Origin of the sequence: Amycolatopsis sp. M39 (assembly GCF_001651785.1) — a bacterium.
In the GTDB taxonomy this organism is placed as follows: Bacteria; Actinomycetota; Actinomycetes; order Mycobacteriales; family Pseudonocardiaceae; genus Amycolatopsis; species Amycolatopsis rubida.
In genome coordinates, this window is sequence record NZ_LWSF01000007.1 from 76,566 (window position 1) to 100,740 (window position 24,175).

Genomic DNA, 24,175 nt, shown 5'->3' on the forward strand with positions numbered 1-24,175 from the left:
CGCATCACCTCCACGGAGGCGCGGGGTTGGGCGGGGGCATCGGTGAGGGCGGTGCCACCTCCGCACGCGTGGCGGCGGGCGTCGCGGCCGCCGGACGCTGCCCACCGCCGGGAGCCGGGGCGCGCAGGCCCGGCCAGAGGGCGGGCAGGCCCGCCAGCGCCACTCGACCGGCGGTGCCGGACTCGTCGAGCCGTCGCCAGCGCGGCGCGGCCATGTCGAGCGGGTCAGCCGCGGCCTCGCCGCTGCTGGTCGCCACGGGTACGCGTGCAGGCCGGTCGAGACCCCGCAGCGCCTCGGCCATCGCGCTGCGTGCATTGACTTCGCGCCTGGCGCTGGGCAGCCACACCAGCACGGGTGTGGTGATGCCCGTGACCTCGGCCAGCCGTTCGTAGCGGGCGAGTTTGCCCGCCAGCCGGGACAGTTGCTCGGTGCCGAAGTCGAACTCGATGAACCACTCGACGTCCCTGCCGGCCTCGCGCCAGCGGCCGTAGCCGTCCGGGGTGACGATGTCGCCCCAGTGCCGGCCGCACCGGGCGGCCGACCACCAGGCCGCGAGCGCACCCGCGGCGCCGGGCTGGCGTGCTCGGCGGATCAGGGTGGTGAACAGCCCGTTGCAGCCCACGGTGTGTGCCAGTTGCAGCGAGAACGCGCGGCCGATCTCGCGTTCACGGCTGTAGCCCAGTTCCTTGGGGTCGATGCCGTCCTCGCGGGCGATCGCGACGGCTCCGGCGGTGTCGAGGACGTAGTGCATCGGGTGCGAGCCGCGGTCGCGGTGCGGCTGGAACCGGTGCAGCACGCCCCACTGGTAGAGGTTGCGCAGGCGCAGGTTCGCCCCGCGGCGCCCGGCGAAGGCGATATCGATGATCTGGGTGCTGGTGAGCACGTGGTGCTCGAACAGCATCCGGCACAGCCATCGGTCGCGGTCAGTGAGGTGCCGGGCCAGCCATGCGTGGTGCTCGGCCGTGTTGAGCACCCGCGCGACGGGCCGTTCCGGCCGATGTGCCCGCAATTGTCGTTGCGGGGTGGGATTGCTGACCATCGTGAGTGCACCTCCGGACGTGCAGGTCGCGGGAACGCCCTGCGGGCAAACGGAAAAAGCTGAGGGGTCAGGCCGCGCGGCGAGGATCGAATGCCACCGGCTGGACGTGCTCGGCCGGCTCGGGCGTGTTTCGAGGCTCGGTGTTCACGAGCGCGAGCCGGCGGATCTTCTTGGCCCGGCCGGGAATCGCGGGCGGGAGCTTCTGGGTGACCGCGGTGAACGGGGGAGCTTCCTCGCTGTCTTGCACCAGCCGCGCGGCGATGTGGAACCGGCCGAGATTGGCGAGGTCGTGTTCGGAGAGCCGGGGCGCGGTGTGCCGGGCCAAGTGACGGGCGTCTTCGGGCGACGCCGAGAAAATGATCTTCGAGCGGGCGTTGGCGCTGATGCCTTCCTCCAGTTCGCGCGGCAGTTGCCGCAGGTACTGGTGCGCGAGCGTCATCGACATCCGGTAGCCCCGGGCTTCGGCGAGCATGTCCTCCATCGGGTACGCCAAATTCAAAAAGTTGTGGCACTCGTCGATGTAGAGCGAGGCATCGTGCCGGTCGCGCTGCGGCATCCGGGCGCGCCGGGTGGCGGCCTGCCATGTGCGGGCCACCACGATCGAGCCGATCAGCCGTGCGGTGTCCATCCCGAGCGCGTCTTTGCCCAGGCGCACCAGGCAGATGCCGCCGTCGAGCACCGCGTCCATGTCCACGGTGGATTCGCCGCCGGCGAGGGATGCCCGCACGAACGGGCGCAGCAGCAGGCCGCGGAGCTTGTTCATCAGCGGCGCGACGACCTGCGCCCGGCTGGCGTCGGACAGATCGTCGTACCAGTGCCAGAAGCCGGTCAGGACATCGTCGGAGATCTGTTCGAGCGCACGCTGCCGGAAAGCGGGCACCGTCAGCAGTTTCGGCAGATCGGTCAGCGTGGGCGTGCCGGGCAGCTCGCGCAGGGTCAGCAGCCCCGAACGCAAGATGTCCTCGGTCCGCGGCCCCCAGCTGGAGGCGTAGACGTGGGAGAAGATCGACACCAGGTTGTCCACCGTACGGGCGGTGTCGTCGCCTTCGAGCGGGTTGAGCACGGGCGGGCGGGAGCGGCTGTCGGCGTCGAAGAGCACGACCTTCTCCCCGAGCCGCGAGGGCAGCCGCATCAGGGTGTCGGCCACCAGGTCTCCCTTGGGATCGATCACGACCAGTCCGCGGCCGGCGTCGGCGTCGTCGAGGATCATCCGCGCCATCAGCTCGGACTTGCCTGACCCGGTTGCACCCAGGATGTGCAGATGATGGCGCGCGTCGGCGACGCGCAGCCCCACCGGACGGGAGTGGCCGGAGTCGGTGATCCCGATCGGTTTCACTCCCGGGCCCTCGGTGGCGATTCCCGGTGGCGGCGGGACCGCCTTCGCTCCGGCGCGCTGCAACCCGGGCACGGCCTCGTCGGTCGGGACGTGCGCGAGCGCGGCCAGCTCCGAGACCGAGAGCAGATCACCGGAGGTGAGGCGCCGTTCGGCCACCGCCTGGACGGGGTTGGCGAGCCGGACGCGACGGTAGTAGTTGTGTTCGCTGTAAGCCGCGAACGCGCTGGCGATGGCATGCCCGCGTCCGCGCAGGTGCTCCCGCACCGGAACCCGCTCCGCGCCGGTCGCGTGCTCGTCGACCAGGGTGGCCACGGCGTACCGGATGCGGGTCTCGTACTGGGAGCTGCGCTGCTTGGCCACGATGACCCGGTCCTGCGCCGAGGTTTCCAGCGAGGTCTGGTGATCGACGACCGGCCGCTTCGCGGTCGTGGCGGGCTTGCGCGATCCGGTGTGCGGGGTGATCAGGTCCAGGAGGCGCCCGGCCAGCCGGACCGAGCTGCCCGTGCGGACCCGGCGGGCGGCTCGCCGGGCTGTGCGGACACGAGCGCCGGTGACCGGGCGCGCGAGGATCTGCACCACGGCCCGTTCATGAGTGGCCATGCCGGTCGGAGCGCCCAGCAAGGCCCGGACCGGATCAGCGGGGAAGTCCGACCGGATGGGCAATGCCTCGCTGCGGGCCAGGCGCAGTTCGCCGCCCACGGCCTCGACCGCTTTGCCCGGCGGATTGGCCAAGGGGATCGGCGGCTTGGCCGGGGCGGTCCGGGTGTGCGCGCCGGGCCAGGCAGCCTCGACGGCGCGCTCGGCCATGCCCGGCGGCACCACGCCCGGCAGCCACAGCCGCAGGGCGACCCCGGCATGGGAAAACACGTACTCCCACACGATGTGCGGCTGGCCGTGCNAGACCGCAACAGCCCGACCAGATTGGAGTACAAGGCCGCCGCGCCGTCCGGATCGACCGTCGGCGGAGCCAGCACCGTGACCACCCGGGCGTCGGCGGCCATCCGGTCATGGCACCGGCGCGCCCACCACCGTCGCCCGACCACCACGCCAGCCACCGCAAGCGCAACGGCCAGCCCGACGAGCAGCCCCCAGGACAGCGCGAATTCCCGCAGTGCCGCGACGACCGCATACACTGCGGCACCGGGATCGCGCAGGTAGTCCTGCAACGGTGACGCAAGCATCCCCGCCGAAGCGACCACGGACTGAGTGGATGACATCAGAAATCCTTTCTTGCAAGGAAAAGTCGCAGAGGCGCGGGTTCAGGCCGCGTATCGCGCGGCGTTGTCCGCGCTCGGTTGGTCTCGCGGCATCGGGGCAGGAGCGGACGGGCCGTTGGGCACGATTCGTAGGCGGCGGTGCCGCTTGTGGGCCCGTTCGGTGCCGATCTCGGCCTGCCACTGCGACAGCCGCCGCCCGCCTGTGCGCTTGAGCGATCCGCAGCGGCGAGGCGGATTATGCGGCGTTGTCGAGGTCGACGTGGCCGCCTGCGTCTGCGGCGAGAGCCAGCTCAGTGTCGTGAAAGCCGAGGTCCACAAACGCACCGTCGTCCGTGTTGGATTCGTGTTCCGCGTACTGCGCCAACTCGGCCGGATCTGTTGTGATGAGCGCGTTTTCCTGCGGCGAAGCCAGCGACTGGAACGCGACTCTCTGCGTCCCGGTCGAGAGCAGGCCTTGTCCCTTGTCCGCGGAAATCAGGAACTGTTTCTCGCCTTCGGACAGGTTGAAGGTCGCCACGATCTCGTCGATCGCTTGCGGGGCTTGACGTAGCAGGATCTGCGTCGCCGCGTTCGCGATGATCGCCTTGCCCAGGTCTGTCCCGAGGACGTCGCCGACGTCTTGGGTCGCGATCGTCAAGCCCGCCCAGTGTTTCCGGGCTGCTTTGGCCATCCGGTGCAGAAAACGCGCCCCGGCAGGGTCCTGCATGAGCAGCCACGCTTCGTCGACCGTGATCAGCCTCGGCCGCCGGATGGCCGGGTTGGACACCCGCCGCCACACCGTGTCCAGTGTCAACAGGGTGCCGATCGGCCGGAGTTCGTCGGGCAGGTCGCGCAGGCTGAACACGGTCAGGTGGCCCTCGGCACGGGTAGTGGTCGGCCCGGAGAACATCGTGGAGAACGCGCCCTCGACGAACGGGTGCAGCCGGGCACCCAGGTCGGCCGCGACCGGGTCCGGGGTGCCGGCGAGGGCCGCGGCGAGATCGGCCAGCAGCGGCGCCTGCCTGCCCCAGGTCCGCGGGTCGCTGGTGATCCCGGCTTGCTGGTAGGTGGCCATGATCGCCCGGTCGAGCACGGCTCGTTGCTGTGCGGACAGTTCGGTGCCGAGCAGCACTCCGATGACGGTGTGGCCGAACAGCGCTCGGCGGGTCAGGGCGTCCTTGGGGGCGGTGCGGCGCCCGTCCGGCCGGATGGCGATCGGCAGGTCGAACGGGTTGATGCGGACGTCGGTGTCGCCGAGGTGGATGTAGGTGCCGCCGATGGCCTCGCCGAGTCGTCGGTACTCGTCCTCCGGGTCGATGATCGCGACCTCGACCCCGCGGTAGAGGCTGCGCAGGGTTTCCAGCTTCACCAGGTAGGACTTGCCCGCGCCGGAGCGCCCGAGCACCACCGCGTTGTAGTTGTCCGCGGAGAAACGGTCCCAGTGCACCAAGCCCTGGCTGCCGACGTTGAACCCGTACAGGACTCCGGCCGGTGCGGCGACGCTGGTCGGGTCGGCGGGCGGAAGATCGGGGCTGGTGAAGGGAAACGCGGCGGCCAGCGCGCTGGTGTCGAAGGTGCGGCGCATGCCGATGAGGTCGAGGGCCAGCAGCAGGGTGGACACCCAGCCTTGCAGTGACCGGTAGGTGGTCGGCTGCGCGTTCATCAGCAGCGACGCGGCGAGCGCCCGCACTGCGGCGACCTGCTCGGCGAGATCGGTTTCGCTGGTGGCGTGCACGGTCAGATACAGCCCGAGCCGGTACAGCTTGCCTTCGCCGCGTGCGACGCGGGCGGACAGGTCGTAGGCGTCTTCGGTGGCGGCCTCGACCATCGGGTCCAGCAACCGTCCCTTGTCCGAGGTGTGTCGCCGCCCGGATTCCAATTTGGACAGTTGGCGCTTGAGCCGGTGGGCGGCGGTGACCGGGTCGATCGGCTCGATGTGCAGCGACATGTCGACGCGGCCGGGGTAGGACAGCAGCGGCTGCAGCCACCCCGCGTGCACCTCGCGCGGATATCCGGTGATCGCGAAGGAGGAGACCCATTCGCCGCCGATCTCCAGGTGCCGGGGCGCGACCGACAGCGAATCCGGCGTGAACGCGCTGGCCCTTCCCGACGGTGCGTTCGTGTGCGGCGTCCTGCGGCCTCGAGCACGGCCGAACTTCCTGCTCATAGGTCCCCGCCCTCCCATTCGTCCAGGGCCGTCGACTCCTGCGGCGCGCTGTCGCGCCCGCCCCGGCCGGCCGTGCTTCGGTGATGGATGGATTGCTCGTCGTCCCGGTCCGGGGCGGCGGTGGTGATCACCTCGTCCGCGCCGGCCAGACCCGCCAAGGGCGGGATCAGGCTGTCCGGGTTGCATGCGGTGGCCAGCACGGCGGTGGCCTGCCCGGCGTCCAGGGGCGTGGTCGTGATCCCGGCTGGGGAGAGCAGTTCGGTGGCTTCGCCCAGCCTCCGCACGAGCCGGGTTTCCGCCGAGCGCCGTGCGGTCTCGGTGATCTCGCCGTCCCGGCTGCGGGCGCGTCGTGCCCGCAGCGCGGCGAGCGGGGACGGGCCGCCGAGCCCGTCGGTCGGCCCCGTGGCGCGGATCGGCTCTCGCAGCACCAGCAGCACCTGGCGGCGCAGCAGATCGGCGGAGCGGCGCAACTGGTCGAGGTAAGTCGCGTGTTCCCGCGCGGCGGCTTCGAGCATCGGATGCGGCAAGCCGGGGGCGGCGTCGCGCAGGTCGCTGATCTGGCGGCTCAGGTCCAGCCGTTCGGCCCGGATGAGCACTTGCACCGGCGCGGAGATCGAGTGCAGATACCGGCCGAAGCTGGCGACCAGCGCTTCCTGCTCGCCGGGCGTGCGGAGCGCGAAGTTGACGGTGCTGGCCACCGCGGCCATCGCGACCCCGTCGGGGCCGAGGTCGACGACACCGGCCTCGGTGACTCCTTCCGCAGGCAGCCGCAGCGCCGCCGGAGACACCTCCGACGTGCTTGCAGCACCGGTGGCATCGGTCGCGGTGATGCTGCTGGTCAGCCACTCGGGTGCGGGCCGCACCCCTTCGGGAGCAGCCACGCGGCGGCGCGGTTGCAGCCGCTGGCGAAGGGCCGCGAGCACGAGCCGGTCCAGGCTCATGCCGTCGCGCTGACCCAGCGCCAGAACCGCCGCAGTGACCCCGATCGGGATTGCGACGATCAGGAAGACCGGCAGCGGCACCACACCGCGGGTCAGCGTCCAGGCTCCGTAGAGCACGATCCCGGTCACGGCGAGGATCGCCAGCTGCCGGGCGGTGAGGTTGGCCAGGACGCGGTCCTCGCGATCGACGTCGGAGGGTATGCGCACGGGCTGGGTCATGACTTCTCACCTCCACGGGGCGGGGCTTTCGGCGCGGACTTCGGCGGCGTGGTCGGCGCCCGGAACGTCACCGGCGGCGCGGACGGCGTGCGCGGTCGGGCGTCGCCGAGGCGCGGCTGCGGGCGCGCGGTCCGGAACACCGGTGCGGCGGGCGGTGCCGTCGCGGGCGTGGCCGGCCGGGAGACGTGGGGCGGGTCCGGCGTCGGCGGCTGGAACCGCAAGTGCGGAGGAACCGCGACCGGTCGAGCCGGGGGCGCGGCGCCGCCGGCTCGGTGCGGCGCACGGGGAGCTTGGAACCGGGGTGCCGCCGGGGCCTGCTTGCGGCGCCGACCGGCGGGCGGCGGGACCGCAGTCGCGGGTGTGGGTGCGGAACTGAATTCGGGCATGGCGGGTCCTTGGCTGGCCGGGGTGACGGCCGGGTCGTGGGTGGTCCCCTGCGGACCGGGCTGCAGAAACTCCGGTCGCTGCGAGGGCGGGCGCGGCTGCTGGGCAGCACGGGCGCGCTCTGCGTCGTAGGCCGCCTGCATCCGCTTGTTGACCGCCTCCGGTGTCCGCAGGCTCCGCGGCTGAGAGGGCGGCGGAGGATCGGCAGCAGCACCGCCCCGGCCACCGCCGCCCCTGTTCCCCTTGCCGCCACCTGCGGCCGTGCGGGCTTTGCCGAAGCGACCGGACTTCCCGGCGACCATCCCGAATGTTTTCGCTGCGATGTAGGTCTTGAGGAGGCTTCCGAGGAGAGAGCGGCCGTTGCCGATCCTGGCGGCCGAGAGGAACCAGAACGGGATTTTGAACAGGATGTAGAACAAGGCGATCGCGGCGATCACCATGCCGAGCGCGGACAGCGTCGAGCCGAACAGACGCACTCCGCCGGCCAGGAAGGTCCGCACGGCGGTGATCAGCACGAGGGACTGCGCGACCTGGATCGCCAGCGTCGCTCCGAGAGCTTTCCACCACCACCGGGCGATGCCGTCGGTGTGCGGCAGGCAGTGGCACATCAACAGCAGCGGACCGGTGACGATCAGGATCAGCGTGATGACCACGCGGACGGCGTAGACGGCCAGCAGGGCGATCCCGACGACCACGAGCACCAGCGCCAGCAGGATCATGAAGAACCCGCCGGAGACCGCGCCATCGACCGTGTCTTTGAGCGTGGATCCGAGCGAGGGCGGGTTGACCCCGTCGCCGAGGACTGCGGCGGACAGCGCGTTGGCCAGCCGGATGAGCTTCTCGGCGAAGAACAATGACAGCGCGGAGGCGAGGAACCCGATCGGGATCCGCGGGCCGATCTCTTTGATCGAGTACCGGCTCTGCACCGTCTCGTGGGACATCACCACGATCCCGGCGATCAGGATCAGCATCCCGTAGCAGACCAGCACGATCTGCCACGAGTTGTCCCACAGCTCGCCGACGCCCGGCAGCTGATCCAGCGTCGGCGTGGTCAGCACGGTGTGGCCGAGCAAGTCCAGGATCGGCGACAGCGCGGCGGTGACCAGATCCTTGAACACGCCGTTGATCGCCTTGGCGATGCAGCCGGTGATGTTGGTCAGCCCGCAGTCCGGATCGCCGTTTCCCGTACTGGGACCGCCCGGCTGCGGGCTCGTGCCCGGCGGCGGGGTGGGTTGCGGGATGCAGTCCTCGCCCGTGCACGGCGGGTTCGCAGCCGTGCTCGGCGCGGTGGCCGGGCCGCCGGGTGTGCAGCCGATCTGGCCGGGGAAGCAACTCGTCGGCGGCGGCAGCTCGGTGACCGGAGGCAACGGCGTCGCCGGGACCGACGGGCGCGGCGAACCGGTCGGAAAGTGACACGCCGGGTCCGGCGAGTTCGGGGCACACGAGTTACGCGGATCGGGCGGCACCGGCAACGGCGGCGGTTGCTGCGGCGCGGGCTGCGCCAGCGCCGCTTGCCGCACACCGGGCTTCTGTGGCGCGCCGGTCGAGGCCCACGCACTGACAGCCAGCGCACCGCCGAGAACCACAGTCAGGCCCAGAGCCAGCAGCCAGACCAGCCGCCGCCGGGAACCCCGGCCGGCGCGCTGCGGGGCGAGCAGGACCCGCTCCCGGCGCACCGGGTCCGCCGGGCGCGCGCCGGTGCCGGGCTCGCCGCGATCGGGCTCGGGCACGCGGGGGTGTCGGGTCGCGGTCATGGCCTCAGGCCCCGACAATCCCGCGCAGGATTTCCACCACGAGCGGCGCCAGCGCAGCCAGCCCGTAGCCCCACCCGGCGCTCTTGAACGACTGCTTGGCCTTCTCCACTTCCCCGGGGTCATTCCCGGCCATCAGGTACCGGACGCCGCCGACGGTGAGGAACACCGTCGCCAGCCCGGCGAGAATGCCGAGCAGCCAATTGCGGATGTTGTCGAAGACCTCCCCGACGCTGCTCGCGATCGCGAGAACCTGTGTCGAGGCCTCCGCCGCATCCGCGGCGAGCGAGCTGAACAGGACCACGCCGAGTACCGCGAAGACCAGCGAGCGCGTCACCGCGCGGCGCACCGGGCGCACCTGAGAGATCCGATGACGTGGACGCGCGCCAACCGTGTCTGCCGTCGGCCGCGCGGGACTGACGACGCTCGTGCGGGGTCGGTGCTGATCGGATGCGCTCGACGCCGACGCGCGCGGCGCGGTGGTGTGCTGTGTCTGGGGATGGGGTGTCACGCGCATCGGCGCACCTCCGAAGTCGGCTCCTGCTCGGCGGTACGCGGAGAGCCGGGTGGGATCTCCCCGCGCCCCAAGAGGCCGGATTTCGGGTCGTTTTTCGACACCGCCCGTGACGATTTCCTGGAAGCAGCTGGTCGGCCGTTGCGCAGACGACCGCTCACGGCACGTGATGAGTGCGGCTGTTCCTCGGCGGGCACGTCCGGCGCGCCGTCGACCAGAGCGGCAACAGCTGCGTCGGCGACGGGGTCTTCGGAGTCGGTGTCGGCGAGCTGATCGCGCAGCCACGCGACGAGTCGGTCTTCGGCCCGATCACGGGCCTTGAACGCGGTCTTCAGCGCGGTGCCGTGGCGTTGCGCCCAGTCGGTCATCGAGGTCTCGCCAAGCCGGGTCGCCGAGATCAGTTCCGCTTCGGCGGGGGTGAGAATCTGCTCGCCGACCGCCCGCGCGAGCACCAAGTCGGGGTGCCCGTACGGCGGGCGCGGCACCGCCGAGCGATAGCCCGAGCCCGCCGGCATCGGAGCGTCGAGCGACTCCTCCAATGCCTCCTGCCCGGCGCGGCGCGCGGCGAAATGCAGCCGCACCGCGATGGCCGGGTCAGCCAGATCGACCGTCGACAGCGCGTGGACAAACCCGGCGAGAACAGCCGCGTGCGCGTCCGCGCGATCGCCGCGATACCGCGCCGCCAGCCACCGCGCACTCGACGCCAGCGACGGCAGCGCCATCCCGACACACGCCACCGTCCAGGCACCCCCGTGCACGCGGGAACGCAGCACCAGGTGCGCCCACACGTCGTCGCGCGTGCGGGGCGGGCACTGCTTGCTCATCACCCGGTCCCGCAACTCGTCCAGCGGCACCGGACGCCGCGGCAACCCGGCGAACCGGGCCCCGTGCACGGCCATCGGCCTCGGGCCGGTGACCAGCCACCCGAAGGCGTCGCGCGCGGTGTCCAACGGCAACCAGTCGTGCCCCTCACGATCGGGCCGAATAGGCGCAGGCACAATCTCGTCGTTCGTCATCGATGCGCTCCTGACCAGAGTTGGGTGAATCAACCCCGCCAGGACGCCAGGGCGTCGACAAGAAAAGAACAAGGATGATCTTCTTAGTAAGCGAATTCGACTACTAAAGTTGAAGCCTCGAAGGATTCAGGAGCCCGATTCGGGGCACCACACCCCGGCGGTGCCCACGAGCGCCTTAGTAGCCATTGACCTGGCATTTTAAGTGATCCTTAGCAGCAAGTTGCGGGTTGGCCGAGTCGGTCCGCGGCTACTCAGCCGGGCCCGCTTTTCATCGGGCGAAAATTCTTCTTGACCCGCGTCGAGGTGATTCGACGGAAGGTGGCAAGCATGGCGTTTTGCTCGAATATTTCCGGACTCCGGGAAAGTGTCTACGTATTCGGAATCACTTCTCGATACATGCGGTGCAGGGATTCTGAGTTTGTGAAAACTTGGGCGCGCGGTGTCGAAAAACGGCCTCAAAACCCGCCTCTTGGGGTGACTTGGCAGACCACGCCGATCACATTGCGAGGAAGGCCGCCGATGACTTCAACACCGCATCCCGAGTCCGGACGCCGTCACCGCCGCTTGCCGCATCGCGACACGGCGAGCCTCCGCCGCGGCCGGCACCGCACGCCACGGACCACACCTGCTACCGCGACTGCCCGGCGTCCACGTCCGGCGACGTTCTGGTCGTTCGCCGACGCGGAGATGCTGCCCGGCACCGCGCGGCTTCCCGGCTGGCTCGGACGCACGATCGTCACCCTCATGACGACCTACACCCGCCCCGGCGACCGCGTCCTTCTCCTCGCCCCGCCACCATCCCCGCACGCTCTTCGGCACGCGGCCAGCGGCACCCGCGGCGCCGAGGGCTACGCAGGTCTCGCCGAGGCGGTCTGGACCGTCACCCGACTCGGCCGCGGCGCCGACACCGCGACCGCGGCACCCGCCCCCGACTACCCGGCCGAGCACACCGACTCGTCCCGCCGTGCCGGAGCCGAGTCTGGGTCGCGACCCCGACTCGGTCGGTTCAGGCTGCACCCGGCACTCGATCCGCACCCCGACTCCGCGCGTCCTCGGCATCGCGACGGAGACCGACCGCGCGGTGGGTTCGACCTGATCATCACCGCGCTCGATCCGCACGCCACCGACTGGCTCGCGCGCACCGACTGGGGTGCCCTGCTCACCCCGCGCGGTCTCCTCGCGGCAGTCACGCACAGCGATATCCGTGACGGTTGCCTGCGTGACCCGCACGCGACTGCGCTGAACACCCTGGGTAGTCAGGGGTTGCGGTGTCTCGATCACATCGCCGTGCTCGCCGCGCCCGTGCCGGACACACCGGACTGCCTCACAACCGCCGGCCGGACGGGCACCGCGGTACCTGCGCCGGACTTCTCGCCGCGCGCGGTCGACGCCGCAGTGCCGCCGCTGCGCACGGTGCACCACGACCTCGTTCTGCTCGGGCGGATGGCACCGGACGCGGCGGATGACGGTGCCCTCGACGGGAAGGAGACCTCGGATGTCTAAGCGCATCGGCACGCAGCTCCCCCGCCTGGCGGGGGAGCGGTCCGAAGGCCCGGTCGTGGCGTCGGTGTGGCCGACCGGGACCGACAGCCTGGCGGCCCAGCTGGCCGAGGGCGGCTACCACGACGCCACCGCCGCCGACCCTGCCCTGATGGCTCCGGCGATCGCCCGCTACGCCGTCGCGGCGCTGACCCGGCCGGGTGATGTCGTGCTCGATCCCGACTGTGGAGCGGGCACCACGGTCGTCGAAGCGCTGCGGGCCGGGCGGCACGCGATCGGCCTGACCGGGCAGCGTCCCTGGTGGCGCTTGGCGCGCGCCAACGTGACCGCCACGAAGGCGCGCGGGGTGTTCGTCGACGGCATGGTCCTCATCCTCGACCGACGCCCCGGCACCGCTGTCGCCGCGGCCACGGCCGGGCTGACCGGGCGGATCGATCTCCTCCTGACGACCCTGCGGACCAGTCCGGCCGGCGACTTCGACGGGGCGCTGGAGCGGTTGCATGGACTGCTTGCGCAGTACCGGCCGCTGCTGCGTCCGGGCGGGCACGTGGTCGTCACCAGTGCCCCACGGCGCCACCCCGTGCGGCATGACTTGCTCGACGTTCCCGGCCGGATCGCGGCGGTCGCCACCGCGGCCGGGCTGGCACCGGTCGCGCGGTGCGTGGCCCTGACCGCGACGGTGCGACGAGGCCGCACGTACACCCGCGCGTCGCTGGCCCAGCGCCGCGCCGCCGCCCGCGCCGAACGCGTTCTCGGGCATCCGGTCGCGTTGCTGGCACACCACACCGCGCTGGTGCTCCGGACCGATCCCGACGCCACCGATCCGGCCCTGAACCAGTCCCTCCCCGCGCTGCCCGCACCGCCGCAACCACGCCGCCGCCCCGGGCACGGAGCACGGCCCGATTCGATCGCCGCCTGAGTGCTCCCCGCGTCACCCAGCACCCCCGTCAGTGCCCGCTTGTGTGCAGCGACAGGAGCCGTCTTGCCGCGGCTCGCGACCTCAACCCACTGTGCCGAAGGAGCGAATCTCATGGACACCGCCTACTACCGCGACGAGACGGTCACGCTCTACACCGGCGACGCCACCGCGACCCTCGCCGGCATGGGGGAGAAGTCGGTGGACTGTGTGGTCACGAGTCCGCCGTACTGGGGGCTGCGCGACTACGGGACCGGGACCTGGGTCGGCGGAGATCCCGGCTGCACGCACCTGGCCGCGGCCGGACGCGGCGGCAACATTCCCCAGTCCAAACATCCCGGTCTCGCCTATTCCGCATCGGCGGCACATCGCTGCGGCGAGCCCCAGCGATGCCGCCGCTGCGGCGCTATCCGCGAGGACGACCAGCACGGCCTGGAGGCGACCCCGCAGGACTACGTTGACCGGCTGCGGCAGGTCTTCAGGCAGCTGCACCGCGTCCTGTCCGACACCGGCACGGTGTGGCTGAATCTGGGCGACTCGTACTCCGCCGAGCCGCCCGGCCGCACCGGTGATCCGATGCGGACGAGCACCCTGTCCGGCCGCAGCGCAGCGGCACCGCTGCGGGAATCGGTGCGCCAGGCCGGGGTGGCGCGCACACGGTCGCTGCCGCGGAAGAACCTGGTCGGCATGCCGTGGCGCGTGGCGTTCGCGTTGCAGGCCGACGGCTGGATTCTGCGCAATGCGATCGTGTGGCACAAACCCAACGCCATGCCCGAATCCGTGCGCGACCGGGTCTCCAACCGGTACGAGATGCTGTTCCTGCTGACCAAACAGCAGAAGTATTTCTTCGACCTCGACCAGATCCGCGAACCACTCGCACACCCGGAAGCCCTCAGGGCGGGCAGCGTGATCGGCGGCGCGAACAAAGGCCGCCACGGCGGGATCGGCGCGACCGCGCGCCGCCGCGGACACAACATCTACGGCAAGTATCGGAATGCCGATCCGTTCGCCGGGAAAGCGCACGGGGATGCGATGCGCCCGACTGGGGCTCGGCACACCGCCGCGCATGCACGAGGCAAGAATCCCGGGGACGTCTGGTCGATCACCACCCGTCCCTTGCGCGAGGCGCACTTCGCCGCGTTCCCGGTCGACATCCCGCTGCGATGTATCGCCGCCGGATGCCCCGTCGGCGGTGTGGTGCTCGACCCGTTCAGCGGTGCCGCGACCACCGGTCTGGCCGCGCGCCAGCTCGGCCGTTCCTACCTAGGCATCGATCTCAACCCGGAGTTCCACGATATCGGCTTGCGCCGTCTCGGCCTGACGAGCAGCCCGGCAGACGGGAGCGCAGCGGCATGAACGCGGTTTCTACTTTATCGTCCCGGCCAGCTCTGCGGCTGCTCTCACTAGGTGCCGGAGTGCAGAGTACGGCAGTGTTGCTGTTGGCCTGCGAGGGTGTGATTCCTCGGTTTGACGTCGCCCTGTTCGCTGACACCGGTTGGGAACCGCGCGCGGTGTACACGCAACTGGCGAAACTGACCCGGATTGCTGACGCTGCGGGCATTCCGGTGCGTTCAGTGTCTGCCGGAAACATTCGCCACGACGCTCTAGACCCGAACTCGCGGTTCGCGACGATGCCGCTGCACGTCCGTAACCCGGACGGCACCAAAGGCATGGCGCGACGGCAATGCACAGGGGAGTACAAAATCAAACCATTGAAGGCCGCTGCTCGTGAGCTGCTCGGCTACCCACACCCGGCCCGCGTGCCGCGCGGGGTGTTCGCCGAACAGGCAATCGGTATCAGCGTTGATGAGGTCCACCGCGCCAAGGACGCCGACGTGCGCTACCTGCGTAATGTGTTTCCCTTGCTGGATCTGGGGATGAGCCGTGACGACTGTGCAGGGTATCTGTCCGAGCGTGGCTTCGGCGACACCGTCAAAAGCGCCTGCGTCGGATGCCCGTTCTCCGGCAACACCCGGCTGCGGTGGCTACGCGACAACGATCCCGACGCCTGGCAAGACCTTCTCGACTTCGATACCGCGATCCGGCACGGCAGTCCACACGCGACCGCCCGGGGAAATCCCTTGCGCGGCGAATTCTTCATACACCGCTCTCTGCAACCGCTGGGCGAAGTCGACCTCATCCCGCGAGAACGAGGGCACCTCACTGTCGTCGAGGACGACCCTGATGGCTGTTCCCCGTGGTCGTGCCGCTCCGGCGCTCCAGCCGAACCCGCTACCTCCGTCGAGGACGCCGAGAGGGCCGCATGACCACGATCGCAGCCAATGTCCAGGGAGAGAGCGGTATCACGCTGGTGACTGCCGACGCGGAAGCCGGGATCCGGAACCTTCCCGAGGATTCGGTGGACTGTCTGGTCACCAGCCCGCCCTACTGGAGGCTGCGCGACTACGCACCCGACACCTGGACCGGCGGCCGGCCCGGCTGCCGCCACCGGCCCGCCAGCCTCCGCGATGCGGGTGCCGGGCGGTGGCGCTGCCGAGACTGCGGGGCCCGGAGCGGGCACCTACAGATCGGGCTCGAACCGACCGCGGACGACTACATCGAAACCCTGCGCGCGGTGTTCGCCGCCGCCCGCAGGGTCCTCGCCCCGCGGGCCACGGTGTGGATCAACGTGGGCGACAGCTACTCGACCAATTCCGACGGCTACTGGTGCAGCGCTCCCGGCCAGACGGGGCAGCCGCATTACCGGCCGCGAGCGGACGTGCCGCACAAGAATCTGCTTGGCATGCCGTGGCGGCTGGCGTTAGCGCTGCAGGACGACGGGTGGATCTTGCGGTCGGCGATCGTCTGGAACAAACCCCACGCCACGCCCACCCCGATCTCCGATCGGCTCGCGACCCGGTACGAGATGCTCTTCCTGTTCGTCACGCAGCCGGACTACTACTTCGACCTCGACGCGATCCGGCAGCCCTACACCGGCGACCGCGCCCTGTCCCGCCGCACCTACCCCGGCGGCGGCAAGCCGAACACCGCGCGCGGAACCTGGCCCCGCACTCCCGCCGACGGGCAACGCGTTCGCAACCCCGGCAATGTGTGGACCATCCCGCCCGACCGCACCCGCGCCGGGCATCCCGCACCGTCTCCGGTGGAGATCCCGCGGCGCTGCATCGCGGCCGGATGCCCGCCTGGCGGTCACGTTCTCGACCCGTTCAGCGGAAGCGGCACCACCGGCGTAGCCGCTCGCGCGCTCGGCCGGCGTTTCACCGGCATTGACACCAACCCCGCCTACCGCGAGCTCGCACTCCGGCGCATCACCGACGCCGGCCACGACGAGGGAGGGACGCGATGACGGACGACGACATCGCGGTCGCCGGTCAGCGTGGGGACGGCGTTGTTCAGGGCTCACCGGCCGAGAACGCCAAGTCCTCTCGCCGCACAGGGCAGGCGGGCAGTCGTGGGCTGGCGGCAGCGCGAGCGATGAGCGGTTCGGTGCAGGTGTGTGTGGGGGATGCGGCGGAGGTGGTGGCGGGGATGCCGCGCGGTTCGGTGGATTGCGTGGTGACGTCGCCGCCGTATTGGGGCCTGCGGGACTACCGTGTCGCGGGTCAGTTCGGGGCGGAGCCCACTGTGGATCTCTATGTGACGAATCTGGTCGAGGTGTTCGACCGGGTGTCGAGGGTGCTGCGGCCGGACGGGACGGCGTGGCTGAATCTGGGGGATTGCTTCGGCGGTTCGTGGGGGAACTACGTCGCGCGGGGTTCCGTGGCGCGGACGGCGGCGGCGCGGATGGCGAGCCGGTACGGGGTGCATCGGCCGCCGCAGTCGGCGTTTCGCCGCAAGGATCTGGTGGGGGTGCCGTGGCGCGTGGCGTTGGCGTTGCAGGAGCAGGGGTGGCTGCTGCGGAACGCGGTGGTGTGGGAAAAGCCGAACGCGCGGCCGGAGAGCACGCGGGACCGACTCTCCCAGCGCTACGAGACGGNCTGCTGACCCGGTCACCAGAGCATTGGTTCGCGCCGGAGTCTGATGCCGGCGAGGTCAGGTCGGATGTGTGGCGGGTGCCGACCGGTCGTTCGGGCATCGGGCATCCGGCGGCGGGCACGTTGGAGATCGCGCGGCGTTGCGTGCGTCTGGGGTGTCCGCGCGGGGGAGTGGTGCTGGATCCGTTCTGCGGCACCGGAACGACGGGCGTCGCGGCCTTGGAGCACGGGTGTTCGTTCGTCGGCGTGGATCTGGATCCGGTGTGCGCTGGTCTGGCGCGGCGGCGGCTCGCGGAAGCGGCGGCGTCGTGACCGCGCAGGAGCCGACGCCGATGACGGTGGCGGAGGTAGCGTCGTTGCCGGCGGTGGTGGATTTGATGACGGCGGCGCGGGCGTTGCGGATCGGCCGGACGACGGCGTACGCGCTGGCGCGCGAGGGCGGTTTCCCGTGCCCGGTTGTGCGCGTGGGCGGCGGGTATCGGGTCCCGACCGCGGGGCTGTTGCGGGTGCTCGGGCTGGAAACGCGGACGGGGTAGCGGGTTCGCTGGAATTCGGCCTGGTTCGCCGGATCGGGTGATCCGCTGGAGTCTCGGGCTTCCCCGAGCGGTGGTCGCGGCGCGAGCATGTCTTCCCCAGCGATCGGATCCGCTGGTTCCACAGGAGACCTTGCGACGAGGGGATGGTGTGCGGTGACCGAGGGGTCGGTGTACCGGACGTGCAATTGCCGGGACGAGAACCGGAAGCCGGTGGGCAGCGCGTGTCCGAAGCTGAAGAACTACAAACACGGCCAATGGGGTTTCCGCGTCGAGCTTCCGCCGGACGCGGCGGGGCAGCGACGTCCGCGACGACGCCGCGGATTCGACTCGGCCACCGCAGCGGAGAACCAGCTGGAACAGGTGCGCGGGTTGCTGGCGATCGCGGACGAGGACGACGTCGAGTTGCGGCGCGACATCGGCGACGTGATCGCCGTGGCGTTCGCCAATCGCGAGAAGTTCCCGGACATCGACGAGATGCGACGCCTTGTCCGGGCGGGCGCGGATGTGACCGACGACCCGTTGATGGCCGAGGAGTTCGCGGGGTTCCTGGCGGTGAAGCATGGGAAGGTTTCGCGCAACACGTATCGGTCGTATGAGTCGCATGTGCGGTTGTATCTGGGTCCGCATCTGGGGCAGGTGCGGCGGCGGAAGCTGCGGGTGCGGCATCTGGACGCGATGTACGACGCGATCGAGGAGCACAACGAGCTGATCGCGGTCTACCGAGAGAGCGGGGACCCTAGGAAGGTCGCGGCGGTGAAGTGGCAGCGTCCGGTCGGGCCCACGTCGATCCACCGGATCAACGGGACGTTGAAGACGTGCCTGAACCGCCCGGCCAAGGAAGGCTTGCTGGTGGTGAACGTGGCGTCGTTGGTGGAGCTTCCCGCGAAGGCACGGTGGACGCCGTTGGTGTGGACGACGGAGCGGGTGCTGCAGTGGCGGCGGACGGGGAAGATCCCGTGCCCGGTGATGGTGTGGACCCCGGAGCAGACGGGCCGTTTCCTCGACGTCGCGGTCAACCATCCGCTGTATCCGTTGTTTCATCTGATCGCGCATATCGGGTTGCGGCGGGGAGAGGCGTGCGGACTGCAGCGGTCGGAGATCCGTCTCGCGGCCGGTGAGGTGCGGGTGTCGAACCAGATCGTGCAGTGGGGCTGGGAGACCGGCGAGACTCCGCCGAAGACGGACGAGTCGGTGAACGCGGTCGCGATCGACCAGGACACCGCCCTGGTGCTGGCGCAGCATCTGGCCGTGCAGGACGCGGACCGGGAGCGCCTCGGATCTCAGTGGAAAGAGCACGATCTGGCCTTCACCCAGTGGGACGGCAGTCCTTTGCATCCCGCGTCTGTGACCGACGTGTTCTACGAGCTGTGCCGTCTGGCGGGGTTGCCGCCGATCCGGTTGCACGATCTGCGCCACGGCGCGGCGACACTGGCGCTCGCTGCAGGGGTGGAGATGAAGGTGGTGCAGCGGATGCTGCGGCATTCTTCGATCACCATCACGTCCAACACCTACACGACCGTCCTGCCGCAAGTGGCGTTCGCGGCGGCGGAAGCGACGGCGGCGATCATCCCCCGGAAGTCGGCGCGAAGTCTCGGGCTTGCCTCGGGCTCGCCAACGACCACAATGGACAGTCCGGAACCGGAAGAAATCCCTCCAGAAAACCAAAAACCCCAGGTTAACGTTTCCGATAACCTGGGGAGTGAGGGTGCGCCATCAGGGACTCGAACCCCGAACCCGCTGGTTAAGAGCCAGCTGCTCTGCCAATTGAGCTAATGGCGCTTGGTGCTTCCCGTCGCCGTGGTTTCCCTCGGCGACGTGGAAAAGATTAGCAGGGCGTTCAGGCCCCGTTTCAAGGGGGTCCCCTTTCCGGCTCGCCGGGACAACAGCCCAGGTCAGCGGCGGTGACCCACCGTGAACCCGGTCAGGGGCAACCGACGCGGCAGCGGGTGGGCCAGGAGAGAGAGCCCAGTGACCTGCGTGACACCGACACTGGCAACAGTACCCCGGAAATGACAAAACCCCGGCCTCTCCGAAAAATATCTCGGTGAAGCCGGGGTGCGCGGGTGGCTAACGGGGCTCGAACCCGCGACCTCCTGGACCACAACCAGGTGCTCTACCAGCTGAGCTATAGCCACCATCTGGCAAAAAGATCTCGCGATCACCTTGCTGGAAGCAATCCTAGCGGGTGCCCGCGAGCGCTTTTCAGGGGGTCACCCTCGGTGGCGTTCCAGCACTTCGGCGGCGGCGGCTTTGGCCTCGTCGCTCGTCGGGCCGGGCTGGGGGACGAAGGCGATCGCGCGGTAGTACTCGAGTTCGCCGACGGACTCCCTGATGTCCGCGAGCGCGCGGTGGGCCAGGCCTTTCTCCGGCTTGGCGTAGTAGATCCGCGGGTACCAGCGGCGGACGAGTTCCTTCACCGACGACACGTCGACCATCCGGTAGTGCAGGTGGTTGTCGAGCTCCGGCATGTCGCGGGCGATGAAGCCGCGGTCGGTGGCGATCGAGTTGCCGGCGAGCGGCGCGCTGGCCGGGTCCGGCACCCATTCGCGGATGTACTCCAGCACGCGCTGCTCGGCCTCGGCGAGCGTGGTCGTCGAGGCGCGGACTTCTTCGGTGAGGCCGGACTTGGCGTGCATGTCGTGGACGACCTGCGGCATGCCGTCGAGTTCGGCGTCGTCGGCGTGGATGACGATGTCGACGCCCTCGCCCAGCACGTTCAGGTCGGCGTCGGTCACCAGCGCGGCTATTTCGATCAACGCGTCCTTGCCGAGGTCGAGCCCCGTCATCTCGCAGTCGATCCAGACAAGATGGTCGTTCACCCGCACCACCCTAACCCGACACGGGGATATCAGCGGCGTCACCTGGGCTTCCGGCGCGTTACGCTCGGTCAGCCAGTGCAACGAGGTGTGATTTCGGACTCGGAACGGGGTGCGGCCAGTGGCCGAGCAAGCGTCGGGACCAGCGGCGGAGATCGCGCAGGGATACGTGAGCGACGGGGCGGCCGTCGAGCTGGGCGCGGTGGTGATCGACGGGAAGACGGAAGCGTCGGCCGCGGTCCGGCTGCCGCTGGCGACGCTGAACCGGCACGGCCTGGTCGCGGGCGCGACCGGCACCGGCAAGACCAAGACGCTCCAGCTGATCTCCGAACAGCTGTCCGCGGCCGGGGTTCCGGTCGTGCTGGCCGACGTCAAGGGCGACCTGTCCGGCCTGTCCGCGCCCGGCGAGGCGAGCGATCGCACCGCGAAACGGTCCGCGGAACTGGGCGACGAATGGGTGCCCGAGGCGGGTCCGGTGCAGTTCTTGCCGCTCGGCACCAGCGGCACCGGCATCCCGGTGCGCGCGACGATCACCAGCTTCGGGCCGGTGCTGCTGTCGAAGGTGCTGGGGCTCAACGAGACGCAGGAATCGACGCTCGGCCTGATTTTCCACTGGGCTGACCAGCGCGGTCTCGCCCTGCTGGACACCAAGGACCTGCGGTCGGTGATCACGCATCTGACCAGCGACGAGGGCAAGGAAGACCTCAAGGGCATCGGCGGGGTGTCCGCGGCGACGGCGGGCGTCATCCTGCGCGCACTGTCCAATCTGGAGGCGCAGGGCGGCGAGGAGTTCTTCGGCGAGCCCGAGCTGGACGTCCACGACCTGATGCGCCAGCAGGACTGCAAGGGCGTCATCACTCTGCTGGAGCTGGACAATCTGCAGTCCAAGCCGGCGCTGTTCTCGACGTTCCTGATGTGGCTGCTGGCCGAGCTGTTCGAGGAGCTGCCCGAGGAGGGCGACCTCGACCAGCCGAAGCTGGTGTTCTTCTTCGACGAGGCGCACCTGCTGTTCTCCGACGCGTCGAAAGCGTTCCTGGAGCGGATCGAGCAGACGGTGAAGCTCATCCGCTCGAAGGGCGTCGGCGTGTTCTTCTGCACGCAGCTGCCGACCGACATCCCGAACAACGTGCTGTCCCAGCTCGGCGCGCGGGTGCAGCACGCGTTGCGCGCGTTCACGCCGGATGACCAGAAAGCGTTGGCGCGCACGGTAAAGACGTATCCGAAGTCGCCGCACTACGAGCTCGAGACGGCGTTGACGTCGCTGGGGATCGGCGAGGCGATCGTCACCGTGCTGTCCGAACGCGGCGCGCCGACGCCGGTCGCGTGGACACGGCTGCGCGCGCCGCGGTCGAAGATGGGGTCGATCGGGGCGGACGCGATCCGTGCGGCGGTCACGTCGTCGGAGCTGAACGCGAAGTACGGGGAGACGATCGACCGCGAGTCGGCGTACGAGAAGTTGGCGGCGAAAGCCGGGCCGGCCCCGGATTCGGCACCGGCCGCAGAGCCCGAGGCACCGGCCGCGCCCAAGCCGGAGAAGGAGGAGCCGGGGATGATCTCGCAGATGCTGACCAACCCGGCGGTGAAGTCGTTCATGCGCTCGGCGGCGAGTTCGCTCGGACGGGAGTTCTCGCGCGGGCTGTTCGGCAACCGGCGGCGTTGAGATACCTGACAGGAGATGGCAGGTATCGGCGGTTGACTGTGCGGGATCGAGTTTCCGGCAGAGGAGCAACAGCATGACGAGGACCGCCGTCGCCGCGTTCGAGCTGGACAAATGGGAGCCGCAGGCGCAGGACGAGACCGATGGCACGACGTTCGCGCAAGTGCTGATCGAGAAGACCTTCACCGGTGCGGTCGAGGGGACCAGCCGGGTCGAGATGCTGACGGCGTCGAACGAGACGTCGCGCGCGTATGTCGCCTTCGAGCGTTTCAACGGCTCTGTCGACGGGCGGAAGGGCAGCTTCGTTCTCCGGCACACGGCCGGAGACGAGGGACTGTCGCTGCTCTTACTGCCCGGTTCGGGCACGGACGAGCTGGCGGGCATCTCCGGGTCGGCCGACATCGCCGTGGATGAGGCGGGCAAGCACACCTTCACGCTGGTTTACCAACTGCCGGGTGCGTGAAGAAGCCGCTCTCTCCAGGCCCCGAATTCCCGGAGAGAGCGGCCAGGTTTCCTCACCGTCCCGAGAGTGAGGAGCGGAGGCGGGCCGCCCCGACCACGGTCCGCCTCCGGAGTTCCGGTCAGCCGTTGACGATCTGGTCGACGATTTTCTTGGCGTCGTTGATCGGGATGGCGAACCCGATTCCGACGCTGCCCGCCGAGGAGTCCGGGCTGTAGAGCGCGGAGTTGATGCCGATCACCTGGCCCTGGCCGTCGACGAGCGCGCCGCCCGAGTTGCCCTGGTTGATCGAGGCGTCGGTCTGGATCGCGGTGTAGCTGGGCCCGGACGTGACGTTCGAGGTTTGCCTCCCGAAGGGCGAGTTCTGCTGATCGCCGTCGCCGCCCCCGACGTCGGACAGCGGCCGGTTGAGCGCACTGACGATGCCGGTGGTGACGGTGTTCTGCAGCCCGCCCGGCGACCCGATCGCGATCACCTGCTGCCCGACGGCGAGCTTGCTCGAATCGCCGAGCGTCGCCGCGGTGAGCCCGCTCGCGCCCTGCGCCTGCAGCACCGCGATGTCGCTCTTGGTGTCCGAGCCGACGACCCCGGCCTGGTACTTCTTGCCGTCCGACGTGGTGACGGTGACGGTCTGCGCACCCTGCACGACGTGCGCGTTGGTGAGGATCCGGCCGTCCGCGGTGAGGATGACGCCAGATCCGATCGCCGTGCCCCGCCCGGTCGTGACGTTCACCTGAACGACACTGGGCACCACCTTCGCAGCGACGCCGCTGACGTCCCCGGAGGCCGTGGTGTTGCTGATGGTCTGCCCCGTGGCGGCCGACGACGCGGTGCCCGAGGACGCACTGGAACCGCTCGTCAGCCCGACGATCGCCGCACCGGCACCGCCGCCGAGGAGAGCGGCGGCCAGTGCAGTGGCCCCGACGAGTGCGGCCAGCCGACCGGGCCGCTTCCGCGGACCAGCCAGGGCCGCGGGTGGTTGCACGGGTTGTGGCATTGGGCCGTAGTGCGGATTGCCGGGCTGATGGTGCGCGGTGCCGGGCAGCTGCTGTGGGGTGCTGGGCTGCTGCTGTGGGGCGTTGGCTTCGTTGGGCGCGGTGCCGGGCTGCTGCGGCGCGGAGGTTTCGTTGCGCGGGGTGCTGGGCTGGTGCTGCGGAGCACCGGTCTCGTGTTGCGGCGTGCTGGGTCGATAGTGCGGCGTGCCGGTTTCCTGGTGCGGGGTGCCGGGTGGGTTATGCGGGGCGCCGGGTTCGTGGCGCGGAGTGTTCGGTTGGCGGCGCGGAATGCCGGTTTGGGCCTGCGCGGCGTGCGGGTTCGGCAGGGGCGCGGTGTTCGGCCCGGGCTGCGCGACAGCACCCGTCTGGGGCACTCGGGCCGCGCCCGGTCCGGTTGCCTGCGCACCGCTGGTCGGCTGCGCGTTACTCGGCCCTGCCTGCTGAGCGCTGGCGACAGTCTCCTGCCCGCCACGCACTCCGGCCTGCCCAACAGGACCGCCTCCGACCCCCTGCGGATGCCCCTGCCCCGCGGCGAACGGACTCGACCCGGCCCCAGCGGGGCCGTACTGCTCACTGCTCTGGTGCGGCTGGCGCCCACCGGCTGTAGCGGGGCCGGGCCGGCTCTCGTTCTCGGTCATGAACCCAGACTCGCGCCCGTGCTTATGAGCAGCCTGTGGAAAACCCTCAGGCTTTCCTGAGAAGAATCAGCTGAGAATTCTCAGCCGTTCTCAGGCAGTGCATCCTCGTCCGTGCCGTGCCGTGCCGTGCCGTGCCGTGCCGTGCCGTGCCGTGCCGTG

Annotated in this window: 18 protein-coding genes, 2 tRNA genes and 2 pseudogenes; 11 read left to right on the top strand and 11 right to left on the bottom strand. The window is 70.1% G+C overall.

Annotation, left to right across the window (positions count from 1 at the left end):
- Window positions 1–4: 4 nt before the first annotated feature.
- The 7 genes and pseudogenes from A4R44_RS19715 to A4R44_RS19745 all read right to left on the bottom strand — a co-directional run bounded on the left by A4R44_RS19715 (window position 5) and on the right by A4R44_RS19745 (window position 10,563).
- A complete protein-coding gene (locus A4R44_RS19715) occupies window positions 5–1,039 on the bottom strand; it encodes a replication-relaxation family protein (protein WP_067582592.1) in 1,035 nt (344 codons plus the stop codon).
- A 67-nt stretch (window positions 1,040–1,106) separates the two neighbouring features.
- A pseudogene (locus tag A4R44_RS19720) lies at window positions 1,107–3,592 on the bottom strand (type IV secretory system conjugative DNA transfer family protein).
- 235 nt (window positions 3,593–3,827) lie between these two features.
- A complete protein-coding gene (locus A4R44_RS19725) occupies window positions 3,828–5,738 on the bottom strand; it encodes a VirB4 family type IV secretion system protein (protein WP_067582595.1) in 1,911 nt (636 codons plus the stop codon).
- Window positions 5,735–6,898, bottom strand: coding sequence for a PrgI family protein (locus tag A4R44_RS19730; RefSeq protein WP_067582599.1), 1,164 nt, complete (start codon window positions 6,896–6,898; stop codon window positions 5,735–5,737). The genes A4R44_RS19725 and A4R44_RS19730 overlap by 4 nt, the downstream gene beginning before the upstream one ends.
- Window positions 6,895–9,036 (bottom strand): hypothetical protein, encoded by a 2,142-nt coding sequence (locus A4R44_RS19735; RefSeq protein WP_067582603.1) that lies wholly within the window; start codon window positions 9,034–9,036, stop codon window positions 6,895–6,897. The genes A4R44_RS19730 and A4R44_RS19735 overlap by 4 nt, the downstream gene beginning before the upstream one ends.
- Window positions 9,037–9,040: 4 nt before the next feature.
- The gene (locus A4R44_RS49130) at window positions 9,041–9,391 is read right to left on the bottom strand and encodes a pilin (protein ID WP_369805913.1); all 351 of its coding nucleotides are present in this window, start codon (window positions 9,389–9,391) and stop codon (window positions 9,041–9,043) included.
- 149 nt (window positions 9,392–9,540) lie between these two features.
- A complete protein-coding gene (locus A4R44_RS19745; RefSeq protein ID WP_067582606.1) occupies window positions 9,541–10,563 on the bottom strand; it encodes a hypothetical protein in 1,023 nt (340 codons plus the stop codon).
- 519 nt (window positions 10,564–11,082) lie between these two features.
- On the opposite strand from A4R44_RS19745, the gene A4R44_RS19750 reads away from it, so the two are divergent.
- From A4R44_RS19750 to A4R44_RS52450, 9 genes and pseudogenes are all read left to right on the top strand, one after another.
- Window positions 11,083–12,066 (top strand): hypothetical protein, encoded by a 984-nt coding sequence (locus A4R44_RS19750; protein WP_157904944.1) that lies wholly within the window; start codon window positions 11,083–11,085, stop codon window positions 12,064–12,066.
- Complete coding sequence (locus A4R44_RS19755) at window positions 12,059–12,982, top strand: DNA methyltransferase (protein ID WP_067582613.1); 924 nt, start codon at window positions 12,059–12,061, stop codon at window positions 12,980–12,982. Before A4R44_RS19750 ends, A4R44_RS19755 begins: the two co-directional genes overlap by 8 nt.
- A gap of 111 nt (window positions 12,983–13,093) precedes the next feature.
- A complete protein-coding gene (locus A4R44_RS19760) occupies window positions 13,094–14,335 on the top strand; it encodes a site-specific DNA-methyltransferase (protein WP_067582616.1) in 1,242 nt (413 codons plus the stop codon).
- Between the two features lie 74 nt (window positions 14,336–14,409).
- Window positions 14,410–15,246: a hypothetical protein gene (locus tag A4R44_RS19765; RefSeq protein ID WP_067582619.1), complete on the top strand. Its 837-nt coding sequence runs from the start codon at window positions 14,410–14,412 to the stop codon at window positions 15,244–15,246.
- Window positions 15,243–16,286: a site-specific DNA-methyltransferase gene (locus A4R44_RS19770; RefSeq protein ID WP_067582623.1), complete on the top strand. Its 1,044-nt coding sequence runs from the start codon at window positions 15,243–15,245 to the stop codon at window positions 16,284–16,286. Before A4R44_RS19765 ends, A4R44_RS19770 begins: the two co-directional genes overlap by 4 nt.
- Complete coding sequence (locus tag A4R44_RS51750) at window positions 16,283–16,924, top strand: site-specific DNA-methyltransferase (RefSeq protein ID WP_255366140.1); 642 nt, start codon at window positions 16,283–16,285, stop codon at window positions 16,922–16,924. Before A4R44_RS19770 ends, A4R44_RS51750 begins: the two co-directional genes overlap by 4 nt.
- A 68-nt stretch (window positions 16,925–16,992) precedes the next feature.
- Complete coding sequence (locus A4R44_RS51755; RefSeq protein WP_255366141.1) at window positions 16,993–17,226, top strand: DNA methyltransferase; 234 nt, start codon at window positions 16,993–16,995, stop codon at window positions 17,224–17,226.
- Entirely contained in the window at window positions 17,223–17,450 is a 228-nt protein-coding gene (locus A4R44_RS19780) for a helix-turn-helix domain-containing protein (RefSeq protein WP_067582628.1), read from the top strand. Before A4R44_RS51755 ends, A4R44_RS19780 begins: the two co-directional genes overlap by 4 nt.
- 966 nt (window positions 17,451–18,416) lie before the next feature.
- A pseudogene (locus A4R44_RS52450) lies at window positions 18,417–18,962 on the top strand (site-specific integrase); the annotation flags it as partial.
- 194 nt (window positions 18,963–19,156) lie between these two features.
- Here A4R44_RS52450 and A4R44_RS19790 read toward each other — a convergent pair.
- From A4R44_RS19790 to orn, 3 genes are all read right to left on the bottom strand, one after another.
- A tRNA-Lys gene (locus tag A4R44_RS19790) sits at window positions 19,157–19,229 on the bottom strand.
- Between the two features lie 283 nt (window positions 19,230–19,512).
- Window positions 19,513–19,585: transfer RNA gene (locus A4R44_RS19795), tRNA-His, on the bottom strand.
- A 75-nt stretch (window positions 19,586–19,660) separates the two neighbouring features.
- The gene (gene orn, locus A4R44_RS19800) at window positions 19,661–20,269 is read right to left on the bottom strand and encodes an oligoribonuclease (RefSeq protein ID WP_067582978.1); all 609 of its coding nucleotides are present in this window, start codon (window positions 20,267–20,269) and stop codon (window positions 19,661–19,663) included.
- Between the two features lie 118 nt (window positions 20,270–20,387).
- On the opposite strand from orn, the gene A4R44_RS19805 reads away from it, so the two are divergent.
- Together A4R44_RS19805 and A4R44_RS19810 are read left to right on the top strand one after the other, a co-directional pair.
- A complete protein-coding gene (locus tag A4R44_RS19805) occupies window positions 20,388–21,926 on the top strand; it encodes a helicase HerA-like domain-containing protein (RefSeq protein ID WP_067582634.1) in 1,539 nt (512 codons plus the stop codon).
- Window positions 21,927–21,999: 73 nt separating this feature from the next.
- Entirely contained in the window at window positions 22,000–22,386 is a 387-nt protein-coding gene (locus A4R44_RS19810) for a DUF3224 domain-containing protein (protein ID WP_067582637.1), read from the top strand.
- A 118-nt stretch (window positions 22,387–22,504) separates the two neighbouring features.
- Here A4R44_RS19810 and A4R44_RS19815 read toward each other — a convergent pair whose 3' ends face one another.
- The gene (locus A4R44_RS19815) at window positions 22,505–23,428 is read right to left on the bottom strand and encodes a S1C family serine protease (RefSeq protein ID WP_067582982.1); all 924 of its coding nucleotides are present in this window, start codon (window positions 23,426–23,428) and stop codon (window positions 22,505–22,507) included.
- Between the last annotated feature and the right edge of the window lie 747 nt (window positions 23,429–24,175).

Excerpts from the sequence above, each read along its gene's own strand:
- A4R44_RS19715 (WP_067582592.1), bottom strand. The coding sequence starts at position 1,039 with ATGGTCAGCAATCCCACCCCGCAACGACAATTGCGGGCACATCGGCCG.
- A4R44_RS19730 (WP_067582599.1), bottom strand. The coding sequence starts at position 6,898 with ATGACCCAGCCCGTGCGCATACCCTCCGACGTCGATCGCGAGGACCGC.
- A4R44_RS19810 (WP_067582637.1), top strand. The coding sequence starts at position 22,000 with ATGACGAGGACCGCCGTCGCCGCGTTCGAGCTGGACAAATGGGAGCCG.
- A4R44_RS19725 (WP_067582595.1), bottom strand. The coding sequence starts at position 5,738 with ATGAGCAGGAAGTTCGGCCGTGCTCGAGGCCGCAGGACGCCGCACACG.
- A4R44_RS19735 (WP_067582603.1), bottom strand. The coding sequence starts at position 9,036 with ATGACCGCGACCCGACACCCCCGCGTGCCCGAGCCCGATCGCGGCGAG.
- A4R44_RS19750 (WP_157904944.1), top strand. The coding sequence starts at position 11,083 with ATGACTTCAACACCGCATCCCGAGTCCGGACGCCGTCACCGCCGCTTG.
- A4R44_RS19770 (WP_067582623.1), top strand. The coding sequence starts at position 15,243 with ATGACCACGATCGCAGCCAATGTCCAGGGAGAGAGCGGTATCACGCTG.
- A4R44_RS19760 (WP_067582616.1), top strand. The coding sequence starts at position 13,094 with ATGGACACCGCCTACTACCGCGACGAGACGGTCACGCTCTACACCGGC.
- A4R44_RS19745 (WP_067582606.1), bottom strand. The coding sequence starts at position 10,563 with ATGACGAACGACGAGATTGTGCCTGCGCCTATTCGGCCCGATCGTGAG.
- A4R44_RS19755 (WP_067582613.1), top strand. The coding sequence starts at position 12,059 with ATGTCTAAGCGCATCGGCACGCAGCTCCCCCGCCTGGCGGGGGAGCGG.